Annotated in this window: 19 protein-coding genes and 1 pseudogene; 10 read left to right on the top strand and 10 right to left on the bottom strand. The window is 59.7% G+C overall.

The window, feature by feature from the left end:
• Positions 1-107 precede the first annotated feature (107 nt).
• Positions 108-674, top strand: coding sequence for a LemA family protein (locus tag AO726_RS07155; RefSeq protein WP_058067386.1), 567 nt, complete (start codon positions 108-110; stop codon positions 672-674).
• 1 nt (position 675) lies between these two features.
• On the top strand, positions 676-2,592 hold the full coding sequence (locus tag AO726_RS07160) for a DUF2207 domain-containing protein (RefSeq protein ID WP_058067387.1): 1,917 nt from the start codon (positions 676-678) through the stop codon (positions 2,590-2,592).
• Here the strand turns inward: AO726_RS07160 and folE2 are convergent, their stop codons facing one another.
• Positions 2,593-3,486: a GTP cyclohydrolase FolE2 gene (gene folE2 / locus AO726_RS07165; RefSeq protein WP_058067388.1), complete on the bottom strand. Its 894-nt coding sequence runs from the start codon at positions 3,484-3,486 to the stop codon at positions 2,593-2,595.
• A 129-nt stretch (positions 3,487-3,615) separates the two neighbouring features.
• Between folE2 and zigA the strand changes: the two genes are divergently transcribed.
• Positions 3,616-4,821 (top strand): zinc metallochaperone GTPase ZigA, encoded by a 1,206-nt coding sequence (gene zigA, locus AO726_RS07170; protein WP_058067389.1) that lies wholly within the window; start codon positions 3,616-3,618, stop codon positions 4,819-4,821.
• Positions 4,821-5,465, top strand: a complete 645-nt coding sequence (locus AO726_RS07175) for a DUF1826 domain-containing protein (protein ID WP_058067971.1) — start codon at positions 4,821-4,823, stop codon at positions 5,463-5,465. The genes zigA and AO726_RS07175 overlap by 1 nt, the downstream gene beginning before the upstream one ends.
• On the opposite strand, the gene AO726_RS07180 is transcribed toward AO726_RS07175, so the two are convergent.
• Positions 5,462-5,815, bottom strand: coding sequence for a hypothetical protein (locus AO726_RS07180; protein WP_058067390.1), 354 nt, complete (start codon positions 5,813-5,815; stop codon positions 5,462-5,464). The genes AO726_RS07175 and AO726_RS07180 overlap by 4 nt on opposite strands.
• Before the next feature lie 126 nt (positions 5,816-5,941).
• Here AO726_RS07180 and AO726_RS07185 point away from each other — a divergent pair, with 126 nt between their 5' ends.
• The 3 genes and pseudogenes from AO726_RS07185 (at position 5,942) to blaOXA (ending at position 8,677) form a co-directional block, all read left to right on the top strand.
• Positions 5,942-6,904, top strand: a complete 963-nt coding sequence (locus AO726_RS07185) for a CobW family GTP-binding protein (RefSeq protein ID WP_058067972.1) — start codon at positions 5,942-5,944, stop codon at positions 6,902-6,904.
• Between the two features lie 43 nt (positions 6,905-6,947).
• Positions 6,948-7,814 (top strand): annotated as a pseudogene (locus AO726_RS07190) (alpha/beta fold hydrolase); the annotation flags it as partial.
• Between the two features lie 80 nt (positions 7,815-7,894).
• Entirely contained in the window at positions 7,895-8,677 is a 783-nt protein-coding gene (gene blaOXA, locus AO726_RS07195; protein WP_058067392.1) for a class D beta-lactamase, read from the top strand.
• Positions 8,678-8,680: 3 nt separating this feature from the next.
• Here the strand turns inward: blaOXA and AO726_RS07200 are convergent, their stop codons facing one another.
• The 4 genes from AO726_RS07200 to AO726_RS07215 all read right to left on the bottom strand — a co-directional run bounded on the left by AO726_RS07200 (position 8,681) and on the right by AO726_RS07215 (position 12,681).
• Positions 8,681-9,085, bottom strand: coding sequence for a DUF3301 domain-containing protein (locus tag AO726_RS07200; RefSeq protein WP_058067393.1), 405 nt, complete (start codon positions 9,083-9,085; stop codon positions 8,681-8,683).
• A gap of 60 nt (positions 9,086-9,145) precedes the next feature.
• On the bottom strand, positions 9,146-9,619 hold the full coding sequence (locus AO726_RS07205; RefSeq protein ID WP_058067394.1) for an acyl-CoA thioesterase: 474 nt from the start codon (positions 9,617-9,619) through the stop codon (positions 9,146-9,148).
• Between the two features lie 159 nt (positions 9,620-9,778).
• A complete protein-coding gene (locus tag AO726_RS07210) occupies positions 9,779-11,146 on the bottom strand; it encodes a glutamine synthetase family protein (RefSeq protein WP_058067395.1) in 1,368 nt (455 codons plus the stop codon).
• Positions 11,147-11,289: 143 nt separating this feature from the next.
• The gene (locus tag AO726_RS07215) at positions 11,290-12,681 is read right to left on the bottom strand and encodes an aspartate aminotransferase family protein (protein WP_058067396.1); all 1,392 of its coding nucleotides are present in this window, start codon (positions 12,679-12,681) and stop codon (positions 11,290-11,292) included.
• Positions 12,682-12,803: 122 nt separating this feature from the next.
• Here AO726_RS07215 and AO726_RS07220 point away from each other — a divergent pair, with 122 nt between their 5' ends.
• Entirely contained in the window at positions 12,804-13,571 is a 768-nt protein-coding gene (locus AO726_RS07220; protein WP_058067397.1) for an SDR family NAD(P)-dependent oxidoreductase, read from the top strand.
• Positions 13,572-13,661: 90 nt separating this feature from the next.
• The gene (locus tag AO726_RS07225; RefSeq protein ID WP_058067398.1) at positions 13,662-14,315 is read left to right on the top strand and encodes a GntR family transcriptional regulator; all 654 of its coding nucleotides are present in this window, start codon (positions 13,662-13,664) and stop codon (positions 14,313-14,315) included.
• 45 nt (positions 14,316-14,360) lie between these two features.
• On the opposite strand, the gene AO726_RS07230 is transcribed toward AO726_RS07225, so the two are convergent.
• Complete coding sequence (locus tag AO726_RS07230) at positions 14,361-14,768, bottom strand: SMI1/KNR4 family protein (RefSeq protein WP_058067399.1); 408 nt, start codon at positions 14,766-14,768, stop codon at positions 14,361-14,363.
• A 126-nt stretch (positions 14,769-14,894) separates the two neighbouring features.
• Here AO726_RS07230 and AO726_RS07235 point away from each other — a divergent pair, with 126 nt between their 5' ends.
• Positions 14,895-15,437, top strand: a complete 543-nt coding sequence (locus AO726_RS07235) for a hypothetical protein (RefSeq protein ID WP_058067400.1) — start codon at positions 14,895-14,897, stop codon at positions 15,435-15,437.
• Positions 15,438-15,513: 76 nt separating this feature from the next.
• Here AO726_RS07235 and AO726_RS07240 read toward each other — a convergent pair whose 3' ends face one another.
• The 3 genes from AO726_RS07240 to AO726_RS07250 form a co-directional block, all read right to left on the bottom strand.
• Positions 15,514-15,882 carry a VOC family protein gene (locus AO726_RS07240; protein WP_058067401.1) on the bottom strand — a complete coding sequence of 123 codons (369 nt, stop codon included), beginning with the start codon at positions 15,880-15,882 and terminating at the stop codon, positions 15,514-15,516.
• A gap of 80 nt (positions 15,883-15,962) precedes the next feature.
• Positions 15,963-16,823, bottom strand: a complete 861-nt coding sequence (locus tag AO726_RS07245; protein ID WP_058067402.1) for a Tim44 domain-containing protein — start codon at positions 16,821-16,823, stop codon at positions 15,963-15,965.
• 195 nt (positions 16,824-17,018) lie between these two features.
• Positions 17,019-18,110, bottom strand: coding sequence for a TRAP transporter substrate-binding protein (locus tag AO726_RS07250; protein ID WP_058067403.1), 1,092 nt, complete (start codon positions 18,108-18,110; stop codon positions 17,019-17,021).
• Positions 18,111-18,117: the final 7 nt, after the last annotated feature.

Consider the following 18,117-nt stretch of genomic DNA (forward strand, 5'->3'; position numbering starts at 1 on the left):
CAAGGTAAAGAATAGTGTTGTGCGGGCATTCAGGTCAGTTAAGACCATTGTGCTGACTGACAGTGCCATCTGCGTACACCGGTACATAACAACAAGGACACGTATCCATGCAGGATTGGGGCTTATGGGCAGGTTTGTTGCTGGCGCTGGGGTTGGTTGTCGGTGGCATCGTGATCTACAACCGCCTGATCTTTAACCGGGTGCGGGTGGCCGAGGCGTGGAGTGGCATTGATGTGCAGCTCAAGCGTCGCGCCGACTTGATCCCGGCGCTGGTGGAGTGCGTGCGTCACTACATCAAACATGAAAACAGCACACTTACGGCGGTGGTCGCTGCCCGCAGCCGGGCGCTTGAGTTGGACGGTGCAACACCGCCACAGCGTGCGCCGGTGGAATCCAATCTGGGCAGCGATCTGCGCAATCTGTTGGTGCTGGTGGAGGCTTACCCGGAGTTAAAGGCCGACGAGCAGTTCCGCTCTCTGCAGCGCAATCTGGTCGAGGTGGAAGACCAGATCCAGATGGCGCGGCGTTATTACAACGGCGCTGTGCGTGAGTTGAATGTGCTGGTCGAGTCGGTGCCGAGCAATCTGCTGGCTAAAGCCTTTGCCTTCAAGCAGGCGGAGTTTTTCAGCCTCAGCGATCCGGCTCAGGCCGCCACGCCGAAAGTAGAGGTGTGAGATGCACGCCATATTTCTCCGCCTCGCTTTCTGTCTGCTGTGCCTGCCGCTACTGGCCAGCGCAGAGGAAACCATCAAAGATTTCGACGTCACTTTGCAGGTGCAGGCAGACGGCAAACTGCTGATCACCGAACGCATCCGCGTGCAGGCCGAGGGTCGGCAGATCAAGCGTGGTATCTACCGGGATGTGCCGGAAAGCTATGCCGAGCGTGGCGAGCTGATCCACCGTGCGCCGGTGACACTGATTTCAGTGGCCCGTGATGGCCAGAGCGAGCCGGTACGCAGTGAGCGCACAGGCTCATGGCGACGCTTTTATATCGGCTCGGCGGATCAGGAGCTGACGCCTGGCGAGTACACCTACGAGCTGAATTATCAGGTTGAGCAGGCGTTGTACTTCCACCCCGGTACTGACGAGCTGTACTGGAACGTCACTGGTAACGAGTGGAGCTTCCCCATCGAGCAGGTCTCAGCAGAAGTGCTGTTGCCGGAAGGCGTGGTGATCAACAACCTCAGTGCCTACACTGGCAGCACCGGGGACAAAGGCGATGCTTTTGAAATACTGGAGCGTGAAGACAACCGCGTGCGTGTGCGCACCACCCAGCCGTTGGCGGCCTATCAGGGGCTGACTATTGCTCTGGATTGGCCGCAGGGTGTGATTGCCCGGCCTTCATCAACCGAGGCATTGACGCTTTCACTCCGGGGCAACCTGGGGTTGGTTGTCGGGGCGCTGGCTCTGTTCGGCCTGGCCATCTTCTATCACCGCACCTGGAAGCGTGTAGGCCGTGATCCGGACAAGGGCTTGGTGGTGCCGCTGTTCCAACCGCCGCAGGGGATTGCCCCGGTGATGGCCGGGTATCTCTGGTTTCGCGGTTTCCGTAAACAGTTCACCGCCCCCAAAGCTATGAGCATCTGGCTGACGGAAATGGCCATCAGCAAGCAGCTGAGTCTGAGCGAGGAAAACAAGGGGAAACGCTTTACCTTGACTGCGGGCGAAGCGGCCAGTGACCTTCCAGACTATTCCCAGCAAATGCTTAACGCATTGTTTGGTGGCAAAAAGCCGGAGACTCAGTTGACGATAGGTAAAGCACATGTGCCGCGCCTGGAGGTAGCGCTGGACCGTTTGAAGAGCCATTTAATCCAGCATGCCGCCAAGTGGTACAAATCCAATACGGGCCGGTGGGTGGTGGGGGTGGTGTGGGCTGCGGTTGGCAGTTTGCTCACCCTGTTTCTCAGCGCTGGTGCACTGGATGTGAGTGAGGCAATGATTGGACTGGTCTGCGTCAGTGTTTTCCTTCCTGCTCCACTGGTACTGATGGTGTCATCGAAGAATGCGGCCGCTTGGCGTGATCGTATCGTGTTGGCCATCCTTGCTTTGATTTTCGGCTGGCCTGTATGTCTTGGCCTGTATATTTTGCTCACAACTGCAACTTTGCCCATCAATTTGCTGCTGATCAGCTACATGCTGCTGGTTGTGGTTTATCGTTTTCTCCTGCCCGCGCCGAGCCCAGAGGCTAGGGTGCTTTTAGATAAGTTGGAGGGCTACCGCGAATACCTGCGCCTTGGCGAAAGCGAGCTGCTGGAGCTGGCCGGTAATGTCCCGGCCATGAGCATTGCCCTGTACGAGCAGCACCTGCCGTACGCCATGGCGCTGGGCGTTGAGGACAAATGGACCGAGCGCTTCAGCAATGCCCTGAGCAAAGGCCTGCTGGGCCCCAACCATAACGCCTACCGTCCAAGCTGGTATCGCGGACGCATTCCGCTGGAGTCTCCATCGGCGCTGAGCAGTGCCCTCAGTGGTGGCCTGCTCAGCGCGGCTGCGCTGTCTTCCAGACCACCGAGCAACTCAGGTGGCGGGGGTTCCCGTGGCGGCGGCTCATCCGGTGGCGGACGCGGCGGTGGCGGCGGTGGCGGCTGGTAATCAGCGGCCCCAGTTGTGGCTGCTCTGTGCTACTGCATCGTGCGCATGCAGGCTCTCGGCATGCACCACCTTAATTTTGAAGGCGCTGTATTCAGGTGCTGTCAGCAGCGCCTGATGCAGGCGGCGGGCGGCGTCCTCACAGAACATCAGGTTTTGCCCGTTGGCCAACGCAAAGGCCTGCTCATCAGCACGCTTTACGGCGGTCTGCACCGCTGTGCCGAGGGCTTGTTCGGCGCGGTCGATCAGGGCTAATAGCGGGATTTCGTCCATTACCTCAGGCAAGCGCACCTGCAGGGTCGCTTCACTGCGTTGGCTGTGTGGGGTGGCGACAATTCCTTCGTTAGAGCCCAGCCACTGCAGCAGGCGCTCGTGGTCCAGCGGTCGTTCGCCAAAGTCCTTGCTGAACTGCTGCTGAATCAGCTGGCGGGCCAGCGCGGCGGAGCAGGGGCAGGTCGACGAATAGCTCAGTTTGAACAGTAGTTCCACGTGGAACCCCCTTGCTGACTGGCTTGCACGCAGGGTGAAGGGGTAACTCTTCCAGCCTGACAGAGCGCTAATCAGCGCCGGACGGCTGAATACCGCCTCGCCGCTCAGGCGGATATATGCCTGCTCAGACAGGCCGGCATGGCTGTCCAGAAAACCTTTCAGCACCTGTTTTAGCGCAGCCAGCGTTAGCGGTCGTTGTTCCAGAGTGTGCAGCCCCAGAAACAGCCGTGACATGTGGATGCCACGGGCTTTGCCATCGTCCAGGCTGACGCTAGCATCGACGGTGGCGTTGATCGGTTGCTCGGCTAGTGTGACCGGTAGAGTAATTCCTTCCATGCCGACCCAATCGAGGGTGTGTTCGAGGCTGCTGGATTGTGTGGCTATGTCAGGCAAGGCGGGTGCGTTCATCGGGATTCGGGCTCTTGGATTGCTTAACTGTTATGTTATAACAATAATATCGTGATCCCGAACACACAAATCCTGATGCGACTGAAGGCTCGCCGACCTTCCAGCGCCGCCGATGAGGAATACCCGCACATGAACCGTCCGCTCCCCGTAACCCTGCTCTCAGGCTTTCTCGGCGCAGGTAAAAGCACGCTGCTTAATGCCATCCTGAAAAACCGCGACGGTCTTAAAGTCGCGGTGATCGTCAACGATATGAGTGAGATCAACATCGACGGCAGCGAAGTGCAGCGTGATGTCAGCCTCAGCCGCTCCGAAGAAAAGCTGGTGGAAATGAGTAACGGCTGTATCTGCTGCACCCTGCGCGAAGACTTGCTGATCGAAGTGGCACGTCTGGCAGAAGAGGGTCGCTTCGATTACCTGCTGATCGAATCCACCGGCATCTCCGAACCGCTGCAAGTAGCGGAAACCTTCACCTTCCGCGATGAGCAGGGCCGCAGTCTGTCTGATCTGGCGCGGCTGGACACCATGGTCACGGTGGTAGATGGCGTGAATTTCCTGGCTGACTTCCAGGCTGCGGAAAGCCTGGCCAGCCGTGGCGAAAGTCTGGGCGAAGAAGACGAGCGCGCCATCAGCGATCTGCTGATTGAGCAGGTCGAGTTCGCTGATGTGCTGCTGGTCAGCAAGACTGATCTGATCAGCGCTCAGGAGCGCGAAGAGCTGATGGCGATCCTGCGTGGCCTCAACAGCGAGGCGGAAATTCTGCCGATGGTGATGGGCAACGTGGCGTTGGATAAGGTGCTCAACACCGGCCGCTTTGACTTCGAGCGTGCCGCCCAGGCACCGGGCTGGCTCAAGGAACTGCGTGGTGAGCACAACCCGGAAACCGAGGAGTACGGCATTGCCTCCACCGTCTACAAAGCACGCCGGCCGTTCCATCCGCAGCGTTTCTTCAACTTCATCAACCGCGAGTGGCGTAACGGTCGCTTGCTGCGCTCCAAAGGCTTCTTCTGGTTAGCCAGCCAGTACCAGAGCGCGGGCAGTTGGTCCCAAGCCGGTGGTCTGATGCGTCACGGTCACGCCGGGCGTTGGTGGCGTTTCGTACCGCAGAGCCAGTGGCCGCAGGACGATGAAGGCCTGCAACTGATCATGAAAAACTGGGACAAGCAGGTAGGCGATTGCCGTCAGGAGCTGGTCTTCATCGGCCAGAACATCGACTTCGCGTTACTGCGTGAGGAGTTGGATGCCTGCCTGCTGGACGATCTGGAAATGCGGGCCGGGCCCAGCGCCTGGACTGAGTTGGAAGACCCGTTCGGGATCACCGTGGAGGACGTTGCATGATGCTGGCGAAGGCGCTTGTTCCGAGCCCGCAACAAGTTGTCAGTGAGCGAATGGATGTGCTCGCTGAGATCCTGCGTGACGATGTGAATCTGGCCATCTGGCAGCGTCGTCTGCCGGTGCACATCAGTGAGTTTGCTGAAGCCTTGCTGGTGCAGGGCGATGCCTTGTCGGTGACGCGTCATATCGAGCTGGACGACCCGGAACAATTGGTAAGCCTCGCGGATTTGCTGCCTCAGTACAGCGATTTGCCGGGTCACGGCGCGTTTCTCACTGACCTCAGCTGGCTGGTTGGGGCCTATGCTTCTTTATTGGATGCCAGGCGTGTGGGCCTGCGCCTGCGAGCGCTGGATAAGGCCATGTGCTCGCGTTTCCATGTTGACCATGTTCCGGTGCGGCTGATCAGCAGTTACGCCGGCGTTGGCAGTGAGTGGCTGGCCGAAGGTGCTATGCCGCGCAGTGGTTTGGGTAATCCCGCAGCCGAGCCGGTGGATGCTGAGCTGATCAATAAAACCGCAGCAGGCCATGTGATGCTGGCCAAAGGGGAGCGCTGGGTAGGTAACGAGGGCGTGGGGATTATTCACCGCTCGCCGCAGCCGCCCGCCGGAACGCGCAGGTTGCTGCTGACCCTGGACTGGCTGGCCTAATACGCCATCCACACGCCCCGGCTCTGCTTCTCGCAGTAGGGCTTGAGGTAAGCGGCATCGCTGGCCACACCGTAATAGTGGATGTCCTGCTTGTACGGCGTACCGCTAATGCCCGCATTGCGGCACACGCCAAAGGCACCGATGGGGCATTGCTCGACAAACTCGACTTCAACTTTCTGGCCCTTGAGCTGCGGCGTGCAGAAGCCGGTGCGGAACATCGTCGGCGGGATGCTGCGGTTTTGCTGGCAGACTTTTACATCCAGCCGTTCCGCCTGGGTATGCACCACGCAGGCTTCGCCCCAGGCCAGACCAGATGAGGCCAGCAGTGTCAGTAGCAGGGCAATTCGCATGGGCATCTCCTAGGCAGGCTTGGCAGTCAGGATCATGGGGGTAGCCAGCGCGAAATGATGCGTCAAAACTCCCCGGGCAATCCAGCGTTAGAATGCAGCCTTCCGACACCTGCACAGTCGATGCCGATGCTGACTCAAATCCCCACCCATGTGATTGCCGGACCGCTCGGCGCAGGCAAGACCAGCCTGATCCGGCAACTGCTCAAACAACGCCCGGCCCACGAGCGCTGGGCCTTGCTGATTAACGAATTCGGCTTGGTTGGGCTCGATGCGGCGCTGCTCAGTACCGATGACGACGGCATCAGCCTCGGCGAAGTGGCCGGTGGCTGCCTGTGCTGCGTCAATGGCGTGCCGTTTCAGGTGGGCTTGGGCCGCCTGCTGCGTAAAGCTAAGCCGCACCGATTGTTTATCGAGCCCTCCGGACTTGGTCACCCGCTGCAATTGCAGGAGCAACTGCGTGATGTGCCGTGGCTGGATGTACTGGCGGTGCAACCGCTGTTGATGGTGCTCGATGCACAAGCACTTGCCGCAGGACAGAGCCTGCCTGATGCCCAGCAGGAAACGCTCGCCAGCGCCGCTTTGCTGGTGCTGAACAAAGCCGAGCAGCTGGATGAAAGCGCCCGCGCCAAGATCGCCGCACAGTTGCCGCAGACAGCCTTGCACTGGACCACTCAGGGCCGTGTGGAGCTGCAGCAACTGCCGGGCATTGCCACGCAGGCGCAAACCGTGGATGCAGCGCCCAGTTTGCCCGATGGCCCAACCCCGTTGGCGCAGCTCTGGTTGCAGGCCGATGAGCCGATCTGTCAGGTGCAGCAACAGCCTGAAGGCTGGAGCATCGGCTGGCGCTGGCATCCGTCACAACAGTTTGAGCTGATGCGCGTGCAGCACTGGCTGACCGGTTTGCCGTGGCAGCGCGCCAAGCTGGTGTTGCAGACCAACGCCGGCTGGCTGTCGGCCAATGCCCTGAGCGGGCAGGCCCTGCACTGGCAAAACAGCGAGTGGCGCAAGGACTCGCGCCTGGAGCTGATTTTCACTCAAGCGCAAGATGTGGCAGTTTTGCAGGCTGCGTTCAACGCTTGCCGTCTATAGCCTGTGCGTTTCGTAACGCTGGCCCACTGTTCTAGGTTTTCCGATGGATTTGCACGCTTGGTCCCACTCCTGTTCCGCTGGCTTCACCCTGCGCGGCTGGCATACGCCTCCAAGCGGTAAGCCTGTTCTGCATTTTCTCCATGGCAATGGTTACTGCGGCCGGGTTTACACGCCAATGCTCAAACTCCTGGCGGAGGATTTCGACCTCTGGCTGTGTGATGTGCAGGGCCACGGTGAGACGGATCACGGTGGACGTTTCCACGGTTGGAACCGCAATGCGGAAATGGCTGTAGAAGCCTTCAGCGCAGGCCGCAGCCGCTTTGGTGATGTACCGGCGTTCGCCGTTGGCCACAGCTTTGGCGGTGTACTCACCAGCCTGATTCTGGCTCGCCATCCTGAGTTGTTTCAGCGAGCGGTGCTGCTAGACCCAGTGCTGTTCAGCCGGGCGATGATCGGCGTTATGGCGGTGTCCGATGTGGTCGGCCTGAGCCGTCGCAATACCATGGCCAGCAAAGCCCGCAGCCGTCGCAGCCAGTGGCCGGACCGGGAGGCAGCGTATGCCGCGCTGCATGGTCGTGGCATGTTCCGCGGCTGGGATGAGGCAGCGTTTGACGCCTACATCCAGCACGCCCTGCGTGAGACCGAAAAAGGCGTCGAGCTGTGCTGCAGGCCGAGCCGCGAAGCTGACATTTTCAGCTCCTATCCGCGTCGTTTGTGGCCTTCATTGAGCAAGATCACCACACCGACGCTGCTCTTGTACGGTCAGCGTACCTTCCCGTTTGTCGCGCAGTCGGCTGTGCGCTGGACTGCTGCCAATCCCCACGCCAGTGCCCGCATTGTGCCGGGCGGGCACTGCTTTATGCAGGAGCTGCCCGCCGACAGCGCCGAACGGGTCCGGGCGTTTCTCCTGCTGAGTGGCAAGCGTCACAGCGATTATGGAACCCTCGTGACACAATCTGCTCCAACAGATTTATCTACGGGGTAACGGCTATGAAACGCTTACTACTCGCGACCTTGCTAATGCTGGCGGCACAGGTTCATGCGCAGGAATGGCTGGAGAACCCCGCCGTCGGCGCACTGTTTAAACAGGCCGGTGTGGACGGGACGTTTGTGCTGCATGAAGTCGGCAGCGATCAGCTCCAGGGCTATAACCAAACCCGCGCGCAAACCCGCTTTTACCCGGCTTCCACCTTCAAAATCCCCAACTCGCTGATCGGCATCGGCACTGGGGCAGTCAGCAGCGTGGATGAAGTGTTTCCCTGGGACGGTAAGCCGAAGTACCTCAAAAGCTGGGAACACGACATGAGTCTGCGCGAGGCATTCAAAGTCTCCAATTATCCGGTTTATCAGGTATTGGCCCGTCGCGTTGGGCTCAAACGCATGCAGGACCAGGTCGTGGCGCTGAACTATGGCAACGCCGAGGTGGGTGATCAGGTCGACACCTTCTGGCTGGACGGTCCGCTGATGATCAGCGCCATCGAACAGACGGAGTTTCTTGAGCGTCTGGTGCAGGACAAGCTGCCCTTTAGCTCGCAGGTCCAAGCCTCGGTGCGGGAAATCAGCCTGCTCGAAGAAGGCCCCAATTGGCGTTTGTACGCCAAGACCGGCTGGAGCACTGCGAGCAAGCCCGGCATCGGCTGGTGGGTCGGCTGGGTTGAGCAGGATGGGCGCTATTACACCTTCGCCCTGAACATGCCGATGGTTGATATCAAGGATGCGGGCAAGCGGATCGAGTTAGGTAAAGCCAGCCTGAAGAGCCTGGGGCTACTCTGACGCTTAGTGATTGGAGATGTTGCGCTGATCGGCACGATGACTTTCGCGCCATTTGGCCAGCTCAATCACGTTGCTGTCTTCCACAACCGGCTCGCGCATCGGGTGTGGGGCTAGTTCAATACGGCCCAGGTGGCGGCCAAACATGATGATGCTGCCCGCGTGACGCTGCTCCCCGGTGACGGTGAACTCAAAGCCATACACCCGCGCCAGACGCTTGCGCCCCTTGCTGTCCGCCTCAAACCCTATGCGGCGCAGCGCGACGTTGCCATCGAGTAGTTCCACATCCACTCGCGCACAGTGGTGTTTGACCAACTCCAGAGCGCGCTCACGCAAGCCGTGGGCGTGCCAGAGCCATGCGCAGAACGCAGTGAACAGCATCACAAGGAACATATCGAACAGGTCGAACATGATGGCTCCGGGAGCGTGGTGTGGCGAGTGCGTTCAGTTTAGTGCGCAACGCGTTACTAATCAGTCTAACGACTTGTAGCGCTCTTGCAGTTCAGCACGGATTTTGCGGCGTTGAATGGCCTGATTCTGTCGGCGAATACCATCGGGGGTGTCTGGAACCAGCTGCGGTACTGGGGCCGGTTTACCCTCATCATCCAGCGCCACCATGGTGAAGAAGCAGCTGTTGCTGTGGCGTACTGAGCGCTCGCGGATGTTTTCCGTGACCACTTTGATGCCGATTTCCATGGACGTGCGCCCGGTGTAGTTGACCGAAGCGAGAAAGGTCACCAGCTCACCGACATGAACCGGCTCGCGGAAGATCACTTGATCCACTGACAGCGTTACAACGTAGCGGCCTGCGTAACGGCTAGCGCAGGCATAAGCCACTTCATCGAGATACTTGAGCAGAGTGCCACCGTGAACCTTGCCAGAGAAATTGGCCATGTCCGGTGTCATCAATACGCTCATCGACAGTTGGCTGCTAAAGGGTTCCATAAACCGGGTTTCCGTATATCGCGTTGAAAGCCTATACATTACCGGTTGTGGAGGAAAATGGCCCGTGCGCTTTGTCTATCGACGTAATCGGGAATAACCGACCTGGCCGGAGGCACAGGGTTTCTGTGATCTCCGTTCAGGCCTGTTAGAGAGGCGTGATCAGGCGTGATGCAGGTACCAGCGCCAGTCTTGTTCGCCAACTTCGCCCATAAACTGGCGGAACTCGGCCCATTTGATCGACAGGAAGACCTTGAGGAACTCCTCGCCCAGCGCCTCTTTGGCCCAGCCCGATTGCTCCAGTGCGCGCAGTGCAGTGAGCCAGTCGGTCGGCAGGGTTTCCCGTGCCTGCTCGTAGCCGTTGCCGACAATCGGCTCGCCCGGATCAATCTGGTTTTTAATGCCGTGATGGATGCCGGACAGGATCGCCGCAGCCGCCAGATACGGGTTGGCGTCCGCGCCGCAGATGCGGTGTTCCACATGACGGCTCTTGGCCGGACCGCCCGGTACGCGGAACGACACGGTGCGGTTGTTGACGCCCCAGCTCTTGGCCAGCGGCGCGTAGCTGTTGGCCTGGAAGCGGCGGAAGGAGTTGGCGTTAGGGCAGAAGATCGCCAGTGCGTCGTTGAGCGTGGCCATCATGCCGCCGATGGCGTGACGCAGCAGCGGTGTGCCGTGAGGGTCTTCGCTGGCCATCAGGTTGTTGCCTGCGGCATCGGCCAGGCTGACGTGCATATGCAGGCCGCTGCCGGCCAGATCGCCGAACGGCTTGGCCATAAAGCAGGCTTGCAGGCCGTGTTTGTTGGCCACGCCTTTGACCAGGCGCTTGTAGCGGATGCCTTCGTCCACCGCCTGCAGCGCATCGAAGCGGTGTTCCAGAGTCAGCTCCAACTGACCCGGCGCGTATTCGGAAATCGCCGTACGTACCGGCAGGCCCTGCGCTTCGCAGGCTGCGTAGAGGTCGTCGAGGAACGGTTGCACCTGTTCCAGCTCATACACGCCGTACACCTGCGGTGCCTGCGGGCGCACGCCGTTGCACTGCACAGCAGGCTGTGGGCGGCCGTTGGCGTCGCGGTTTTTATCCAGCAGGTAGAACTCCAGCTCCACCGCCATCACCGGGTGGTAGCCGTCGGCCTTGAGCCGGTCGATGGCGCGGATCAGCACATGGCGTGGGTCCGCTACGGCTGCAGGCAGGCCTTGCTCGGGGTGCATGCTCACCTGCAATTGGCCGGTGGGCGTGTTGCGCCAGGGTTGCAGGGTCAGGCTGCCGGGCAGGGGATAGGTCCAGCAGTCGGCGTCGGCCACTTCCCAGACCAAACCGCTTTCTTCAACGTCTTCGCCCTGCATGGTCAGGGCCAGAATTGAGCTGGGTAGCGGGCGGCCGTTTTCGTAAATGGCCAGCAGCTCGTCACGGTGCAGCAGCTTGCCGCGGGGGATGCCGTTGGCGTCGATCAGCATCAGCTCGATGCTGCGCACCTCAGGGTGTTTGGCGAGGAAGTCGCGGGCTTCCTGAATATCGGCGAATTGCATGATGCGGTCTCTCGTTTGGCGGGTTGCCAGTGATTGAGTGGCGTCACAGTGGTGGATAACGCTTTGCGCTTATCCACCCTACGAAATTGTGGCGCGTGCCTTTGTAGGGTGGATGGACAAAGCCATCCACCAAGGTGCGACGCTTATTCCCGAGCGCCAGGAATGGCCAGCAATTCGCGCAGCGCTTCATCCAGGGTGTTGATCAGCTTATCCACATCATCGGCTGTGGTGCTCGGGCAGCACAGGGTCATGTTGTGGAATGGAGTGATCAGAATGCCGCGGTTGATCAGGTACAGGTGCAGGGCCATTTGCAGTTCGTCGTGGAACGCCGCTTCGGCTTCTGCACCGGTCTTTGGCGATACTGGGCAGAACTGGAATTCGCTGCGCGCGCCCAGTTCGGTCACCGACCAGCGCAGGTCGTGATTCAAGATCAACCGGCGGAAGCCATCGGCCAGACGCTTGGCTAGCGGCAGCATGTGGTCGTAAGCCGCCTGCGTCATCACCTGCTCCAGGTTGGCGCGCATGCAGTGCATGGCCAGGGCGTTGGCGGACAGCGTGGTGCCCATGCCGCTGTGGCCGTGACCGTGGCTGTTCTCGCTGGCGCGTTTGCGCGCTGCAGTCATGGCTTCGGCCATTTCTGCGCTGCAACCGAAGATGCCACATGGCACACCACCGGCGATTGGTTTGCCGACGACGAAGAAGTCCGGCTGCAGGTTCCACAGTTTGGTGCAGCCGCCGATATCGGTGGAGATGGTGTGGGTTTCGTCGATGATCAGCAGGCTGCCGTATTTACGCGTCAGCTCGCGGCACTTCTGCATAAAGCCCGGCTCCGGCAGCACCATGCCGATGTTGGTCATGGCCGGCTCGCACAGCAGGGCGCAGACGTCGCCTTTAGCCAGTGCGGCTTCCAGTGCTTCAACGTCGTTGAACGGGATTGAGCGGCTGTATTGGGTCAGGTCATAGGCCTGGCCGACCAAGCCACTACGCGGCACGGTCTCGCCGTCGCGGTAGCGCACCATCACATCATCCACGGTGCCGTGGTAGCAGCCATCAAATACCAGCAGAGTTTTGCGTTGGGTAATCTCCCGCGCCCAGCGCAGCACGTAGCGGTTGGAGTCGGTGGCGGTGGCAGTTACTTGCCAGAAGGGCAGGCCGAAGCGCTGGGCCAGCAGTTCACCGCAAACCACAGCATCTTCGCCCGGCAGCATGGTGGTCAGGCCGTTGTTGCCTTGCTCGGCGATGGCTTTGGCGATTGGGTCAGGCGAGTGGCCGAACATGGTGCCGGTATCGCCCAGGCAGAAGTCGATGTACTCGTGGCCGTCTACGTCATAAAAGCGTGCGCCTTTGGCGCGCTCGACGAATAGAGGGACTGGGGTCGACCAGTCGGCCATCCAGTGCATCGGCACGCCGCCATACAACGAGTTACGGGCGCGTTCGGCCAGTTCGACGGATTTAGGGTTGCGCTCAAGGAAACGCTGACGCTCGCGCTCGACGAAGGTGTCTACGGCGGCTTGGGAAATACCACTGGCGGTCATGTCGGATACCTGTTGTTTTTTCTTCACTCTATTTTGTGATCACAAAAAATACAAGTAGTGCTGTTAATGCTGCTTACTGGTAGTTTATTGCGAAAAATGTGATCACAAAGAAGGATTGCACGATGCAACAACCACAGGTCGCTCTGGTGAGCGGGGCGGGTAGTGAGAGCGGGATTGGCTTTGCCATCTGCCGCCGTCTTGGGCAGCAGGGCATGCGTATTTTGTTGACTGCCAGCAGTGATCGCATCGAACAACGTGCCGCCGAACTAGGGGCCGAAGGCATTGATGCCCGTGGCCGCCCAGCTGACTTGACTGATGAAGAGCAAGTGCAGGCGTTGTTTCAGTGGGCGGAGGCGCAATGGGGGCAGGTGGATGTATTGGTAAACAATGCCGGGATGGCCATGCAAGGCAGCCCGGAACCCTTCGCTGAATTGGCCACGATGGACTTGGCGACCTGGAACCTGTCCATTGCCCGCAACCTCAGCACCGCCTTCCTGCTGACCCGCGCGGTGCTGCCGGGTATGCAGGCGCGTGGCTACGGCCGCATCGTCAATATCAGCTCCACCACCGGCACCCGTGGCAGCAACATTGGCGAGTCTGCCTACAGTGCGGCCAAGGCCGGAATGCTTGGTATGAGCATGGGCCTGGCGCTGGAGGTGGCCAAGCAAGGCATCACCGTGAACAGCGTTGCGCCGGGCTGGATTGCCACCGGCTCCTCCACCGAAGAAGAGATTCGGGCAGCTGAATACACGCCGATGGGCCGCGCCGGTCGCCCGGAAGAAATCGCCGCGGCGGTGGCTTTTCTCGCCTCCCGCGAAGCCAGCTACATCACTGGCGAAGTGATTGTCGTCGATGGCGGCAACTGCCTGATCGAAAACAAAGCACCCTGATCAATCTCCACAAGGACATACACCATGCGCGACTGCTCCCTGACCCTCGCCCAGCTTCCTGCTCCACCGCTACAAGGACGTTAAACAGTTATGGCCGACAATCTGCAAGAACAGCTCTACCAACGTATTCGCCAGGATTTGCTCGCCGGTCGCTTCCAGCCCGGCGAGCGCCTGAAAATCCGTGATCTCGCCGCCAGTCTGGGAACCAGCCCGATGCCCGTTCGCGCAGCCCTGCAACGGTTGGTCGCTGAGGGCGCATTAGAAGGCGAGCCGCAGCGCTCATTGCGCGTGCCGCCAATGACCCGCGAACGCTACGAACACATCTATCAGGTGCGCCTGAGCCTTGAAGGGCTTGCGGTTGAGCTGGCTGCGCCGCGCCTGAGCAGCGATGACATCAGCGCCCTGCGCGGCTATGTGCAGCAGATGGACCAGGCCATCGAACAGCGTCAGGTACAGGCCTATCTGGATGCCAACAGCCAGTTTCATTTGACCCTGTATCAGGCCTGCGGCAACCCGGTTTTGCTGCGCAGTATCGAGTCGCTGTGGTTACAGGTCGGGCCATTCTTTAACCGGCTGTTTACCGATGCCGATATGTCACTGCGCTTTAACGACTTCCACGAAGAAGCCCTGAGCGCGCTGGAGGCGGGGGATGGCAAGGCTGCGCGCAGTGCCATGGAGCAAGACATGAGCTACTTCGCCCGCTATCTGCTCAACTTGCTGGCGCTGGAAAAGAAAGCGCACTAACTGCCATAACAAAACGGGCAACCTTGCTGGTTGCCCGTTGTTAAATCAGCTTTCCAGCCAGACGTCCCGCGCCCAGTGCCAGACTGACTCCCAGCTTTCTTCGCTGAACTCTTCGGTCTCGGCTTCCCACAGCAGCACGGTGCCGTCTTCTTCCACCACGTAATAATTACCGTGGTCTTCACACAACGGCACCATTTCCCGTGGTACGCCAAGGGACCAGGCGGTGGCGGCGACTTCCGGCAGATAAGTGTGGGACTGCGGATCGCTGGCGGTGACCGGCTCAAGGCGGCCATACACCACATCGCTGACTTGCAGGAGAAATTCACGCAGGCCGTGAGGCAGGTGGATCAGGATCTGCTCCTGAATCTCTACCAGGGTTTCTTCATCCGGTAATTCCAGAGGCACTGGCACCGGTTCGTTGAGATCTCGCAACTGCTCGATGACGTCTTCCACGGGATAGCCTCTTGCTAGCAATCAATTCGGGGGCTTTATACCTGACTATAAAGCGGTCTAAAAGATGGCATAATGCCTTCAATTGTGCGACCTAGACAGCTCGCATGTCGACAAAGGGATTTTGTCATGAAGATTGATTTCGACAGCTTCATCGCACCGGAAAGTCCGGATACCGCCCTCCAGAGCCAAGATCAGGCTAATCCCCGCAAGCCGGTACGTTTCACCTTCAGCCATTGTGCGCTGTGGGCGGTGGCCATGCTTAGTCTTACGCTCAATTTCTACATGCTCTTTGATCATAGTGCTGCCCGGCAAATTCGCCTGATAGAGCAACACGTAAAGACGCTCGAGAAAGCCAGCTCACAGCAACAGCTGTCGCTGATTTATCAGGAAAAGCTCTTAGCCAGTCAGCACGCCGCACAGTTGGATAGTTTGTTTGAGCGCAAGGAATATCCAGACAGCAACGCCCAGCTCGGATTAATGCTACGTGAGCAGGAGCAGGACCTGCGGAACATCATGGCGACGCTCAAAGAAAGCATGAGCGAGATCTCCAACATGATTCCCGGGCCGCGTAATTGGGTCAGTCACTATGCAGAGCAACTCGATGGCATTGAGCGCAACAGCCGCAATCGCGATCAGGCCTTGCGTAAATGGGAAACACAGGCCCACTAGCTGATGTAAAAACGCCGCTTATCCACAGGACAGCGGCGTTTTTAAACCGTATCAGCCCGCTAAGGCTGAACGGCTATTAACCGGCGTGGAAGAAGGCCAGCTTGTTGCCATCCAGATCACGGATATATGCCAGGTACATGCCCGGCAGACGCTCGCCCGGCGCGCCCTCATCGGTGGCACCCAGCTCCAGAGCCTTGGCGTATACGCTGTCGACTACTTCGCGGGAGCTGGCGATCAGGCTGATCATGCTGCCGTTACCAACAGTCGCCGGTTCACCGTTCTGCGGGCCGCAAATGCCGAAGCTCGGTTCGGCCGCGCTCTTGCCGAACAGCACAACACGACCGAAATCCTGCTGCACAGTAGCCCCCAAGCCCGCCAGCAGCTCAGTGTAAAAAGCTTTGGCCTTTTCGATGTCGTTGGTGCCGAACAGGGTGTAAGCAATCATGCGGGTACTCCTCAAATAAAACCCGTTGGATAAAACGCAAAAAACCCGGGCAGGCCCGGGTTTTTCGATTGTAGCGCGAATCAGTTCTGACGGATGCCCGCCACCAGCCATGGTTGGTTCTCACCAACTGCACGCTCCAGGCGCCAGCTTTCGCTGAACTGCTCGCCCTGGTCGAAGCGCGAGGTTTTGGAGATGCCGGTGAAGGTCAGGGTAGCGACCGTCTTGTCGGCATTGTCATCCACGCCGTCCAGCTGCACGTCGAGGTTGTCGATGTAGGTGGACTGGAAGCCATCGCCCAGTTCGGCACGCTCGCGGCGCAGGAACTCGAGCATTTGCGGGGTGACGAACTCGGCGATCTTGTCCATCTCGTTCGCGTCCCAGTGCTGTTGCAGGCTCAGGAAGTGCTCACGACCGGCGTTGATAAAGTTCTGCTCGTTGAACCAGGCCGGGGCATTGATAACCGGCTTGATCAGCGCGCTGCTGCTGTTCGGGATGCTGTTGCCGAAGATATTGCTGGAGCCGCTGTTACTGCTCGGCATTTCACGCTGCATTGGCGCGCCACCTGCGGCAACCGGGCCAGCCTGCTGACGACGGGCGGCGAGGAAGCGGAACAGCAGGAAGGCGATCAGGCCGAAGATCAGGATATCCATGAACTGGATGCCTTCAAAGCCGTCACCCATAAACATGGAGGCCAGCAGGCCACCGGCAGCCAGACCGGCCAGAGGGCCTAACCAGCGTGAAGCACCGCTTGCGGCTGCAGGTTGACGGCCAGCAGTGGCTGGCGCAGCAGTCTGTTGGGCTGGCGCTTGCTGACGGGTCTGATGGCTCGGCGCGGAGCCGAAGGATTTGCCGCCGCCCATACGCTTGGCTTCGGCATCGAAACTCATGGTCAGGCCCAGCGTCATGAACATGGCCAGGGCAATACTAAGAAAACGTTGCATGCAGGCTGTCTCTTGGTGATTGGAACTACGCGGGTCATCTTGCGCTGTCTGTCTACCGCTGGCTAGCTGCAGAGTGTTTCCGGCTTTTGCTTGTTGTAGGCAAGCCTAGTCCGGTGTGGTGACAGTGTTTAATGACCTGTGGATAAAACGATGAGCGGAGCCGTTCAGTTCCGCTCATCGGGTGTCGGGAATGGCTTAGCGCCAGTTATACAGTTCTTTCTCGGAAATGCTCTGCATCTGGCTGGACAGCGCCTGGAAGGCTTGCATGGACGCCCAGATACGGCCGTTGAGGTCGTTTTCGGCGGCCAGTTCGGCCAGAACATTGCTGCTTTCGCGTTGCATGGCTTCCAGCACTTCGTCCGGGAAGCGCTTGAGCAGGGTGCCAGACTTCTTCAGCTCATCCAGCGCCAGTGCGTTGTGATAGATGTAATCGTCAGTCATGTCCTGGCTGGCGGCGCGGGTGGCTTCGGTCAGGATGGCTTGCAGGTCGGCCGGGAGGCTGTCGAAGGCTTTCTGGTTGATCAGCAGTTCCAGTACGGCTTGCGGCTCCTGCCAGCCGGGATAGTAGTAATACTTGGCGGCCTGCTGCAGGCCAAAGGCCTGGTCATTGAACGGGCTGACCCAGTCGGTGGCGTCGATGGTGCCGGTTTGCAGAGCGGTGAAGACTTCACCGCCGGGCAGGTTGACGCTGATCGCTCCGAGGCGCGAGAACACTTCGCCACCGAGCCCAGGTGTACGGATTTTCAGACCTTTGAGGTCAGCCAGGCTGTTGATCTCTTTGTTGAACCAGCCGCCCATCTGCATGCTGCTGTTGCCGACCGCCAGTGGCTTAACCCCAAACGGCGCGTAGGCTTCATCCCAGAGTGCCTGGCCGCCGCCTTTGCTCAGCCAAGCGTTCATCTCAAGCGTCGACAGGCCGAAGGGCACGGAGGTGAAGAACTGAGCGGCAGAGACTTTGCCTTTCCAGTAATAGGCTGCGCCGTGGCCCAGCTCGGCGGTGCCACGGGAGACAGCGTCGAATACTTCCATGGCCGGAACCAGTTCGCCTGCGGCGTAGACCTTGATGTTCAGGCGACCGTTACTCATGGTGTTAACGCGTTCGGCCAGGCGCTCCGCTGAGGTCCCCAGACCTGGGTAGTTCTTTGGCCAGGCAGTGACCATTTTCCAGTGGAAGGTCTGGTTGCTCTGAGCCTCACCGGCCTGCGCCGGGGCTTTTTCTTCTTTGCATCCGCTCAGGCCGAGTACGGCGAGCAGGGCGCTTGCGAGCAGCAGGTAACGGCGGTTCATGGAGGCT

The sequence above is a fragment of the Pseudomonas sp. TTU2014-080ASC genome (genome assembly GCF_001446935.1).
Lineage (GTDB): Bacteria > Pseudomonadota > Gammaproteobacteria > Pseudomonadales > Pseudomonadaceae > Aquipseudomonas.

Coding starts and splice junctions, on each gene's coding strand:
- AO726_RS07155 (WP_058067386.1), top strand. CDS start 108: ATGCAGGATTGGGGCTTATGGGCAGGTTTGTTGCTGGCGCTGGGGTTG.
- AO726_RS07160 (WP_058067387.1), top strand. CDS start 676: ATGCACGCCATATTTCTCCGCCTCGCTTTCTGTCTGCTGTGCCTGCCG.
- folE2 (WP_058067388.1), bottom strand. CDS start 3,486: ATGAACGCACCCGCCTTGCCTGACATAGCCACACAATCCAGCAGCCTC.
- zigA (WP_058067389.1), top strand. CDS start 3,616: ATGAACCGTCCGCTCCCCGTAACCCTGCTCTCAGGCTTTCTCGGCGCA.
- AO726_RS07175 (WP_058067971.1), top strand. CDS start 4,821: ATGCTGGCGAAGGCGCTTGTTCCGAGCCCGCAACAAGTTGTCAGTGAG.
- AO726_RS07180 (WP_058067390.1), bottom strand. CDS start 5,815: ATGCGAATTGCCCTGCTACTGACACTGCTGGCCTCATCTGGTCTGGCC.
- AO726_RS07185 (WP_058067972.1), top strand. CDS start 5,942: ATGCTGACTCAAATCCCCACCCATGTGATTGCCGGACCGCTCGGCGCA.
- blaOXA (WP_058067392.1), top strand. CDS start 7,895: ATGAAACGCTTACTACTCGCGACCTTGCTAATGCTGGCGGCACAGGTT.
- AO726_RS07200 (WP_058067393.1), bottom strand. CDS start 9,085: ATGTTCGACCTGTTCGATATGTTCCTTGTGATGCTGTTCACTGCGTTC.
- AO726_RS07205 (WP_058067394.1), bottom strand. CDS start 9,619: ATGGAACCCTTTAGCAGCCAACTGTCGATGAGCGTATTGATGACACCG.
- AO726_RS07210 (WP_058067395.1), bottom strand. CDS start 11,146: ATGCAATTCGCCGATATTCAGGAAGCCCGCGACTTCCTCGCCAAACAC.
- AO726_RS07215 (WP_058067396.1), bottom strand. CDS start 12,681: ATGACCGCCAGTGGTATTTCCCAAGCCGCCGTAGACACCTTCGTCGAG.
- AO726_RS07220 (WP_058067397.1), top strand. CDS start 12,804: ATGCAACAACCACAGGTCGCTCTGGTGAGCGGGGCGGGTAGTGAGAGC.
- AO726_RS07225 (WP_058067398.1), top strand. CDS start 13,662: ATGGCCGACAATCTGCAAGAACAGCTCTACCAACGTATTCGCCAGGAT.
- AO726_RS07235 (WP_058067400.1), top strand. CDS start 14,895: ATGAAGATTGATTTCGACAGCTTCATCGCACCGGAAAGTCCGGATACC.
- AO726_RS07240 (WP_058067401.1), bottom strand. CDS start 15,882: ATGATTGCTTACACCCTGTTCGGCACCAACGACATCGAAAAGGCCAAA.
- AO726_RS07245 (WP_058067402.1), bottom strand. CDS start 16,823: ATGCAACGTTTTCTTAGTATTGCCCTGGCCATGTTCATGACGCTGGGC.
- AO726_RS07250 (WP_058067403.1), bottom strand. CDS start 18,110: ATGAACCGCCGTTACCTGCTGCTCGCAAGCGCCCTGCTCGCCGTACTC.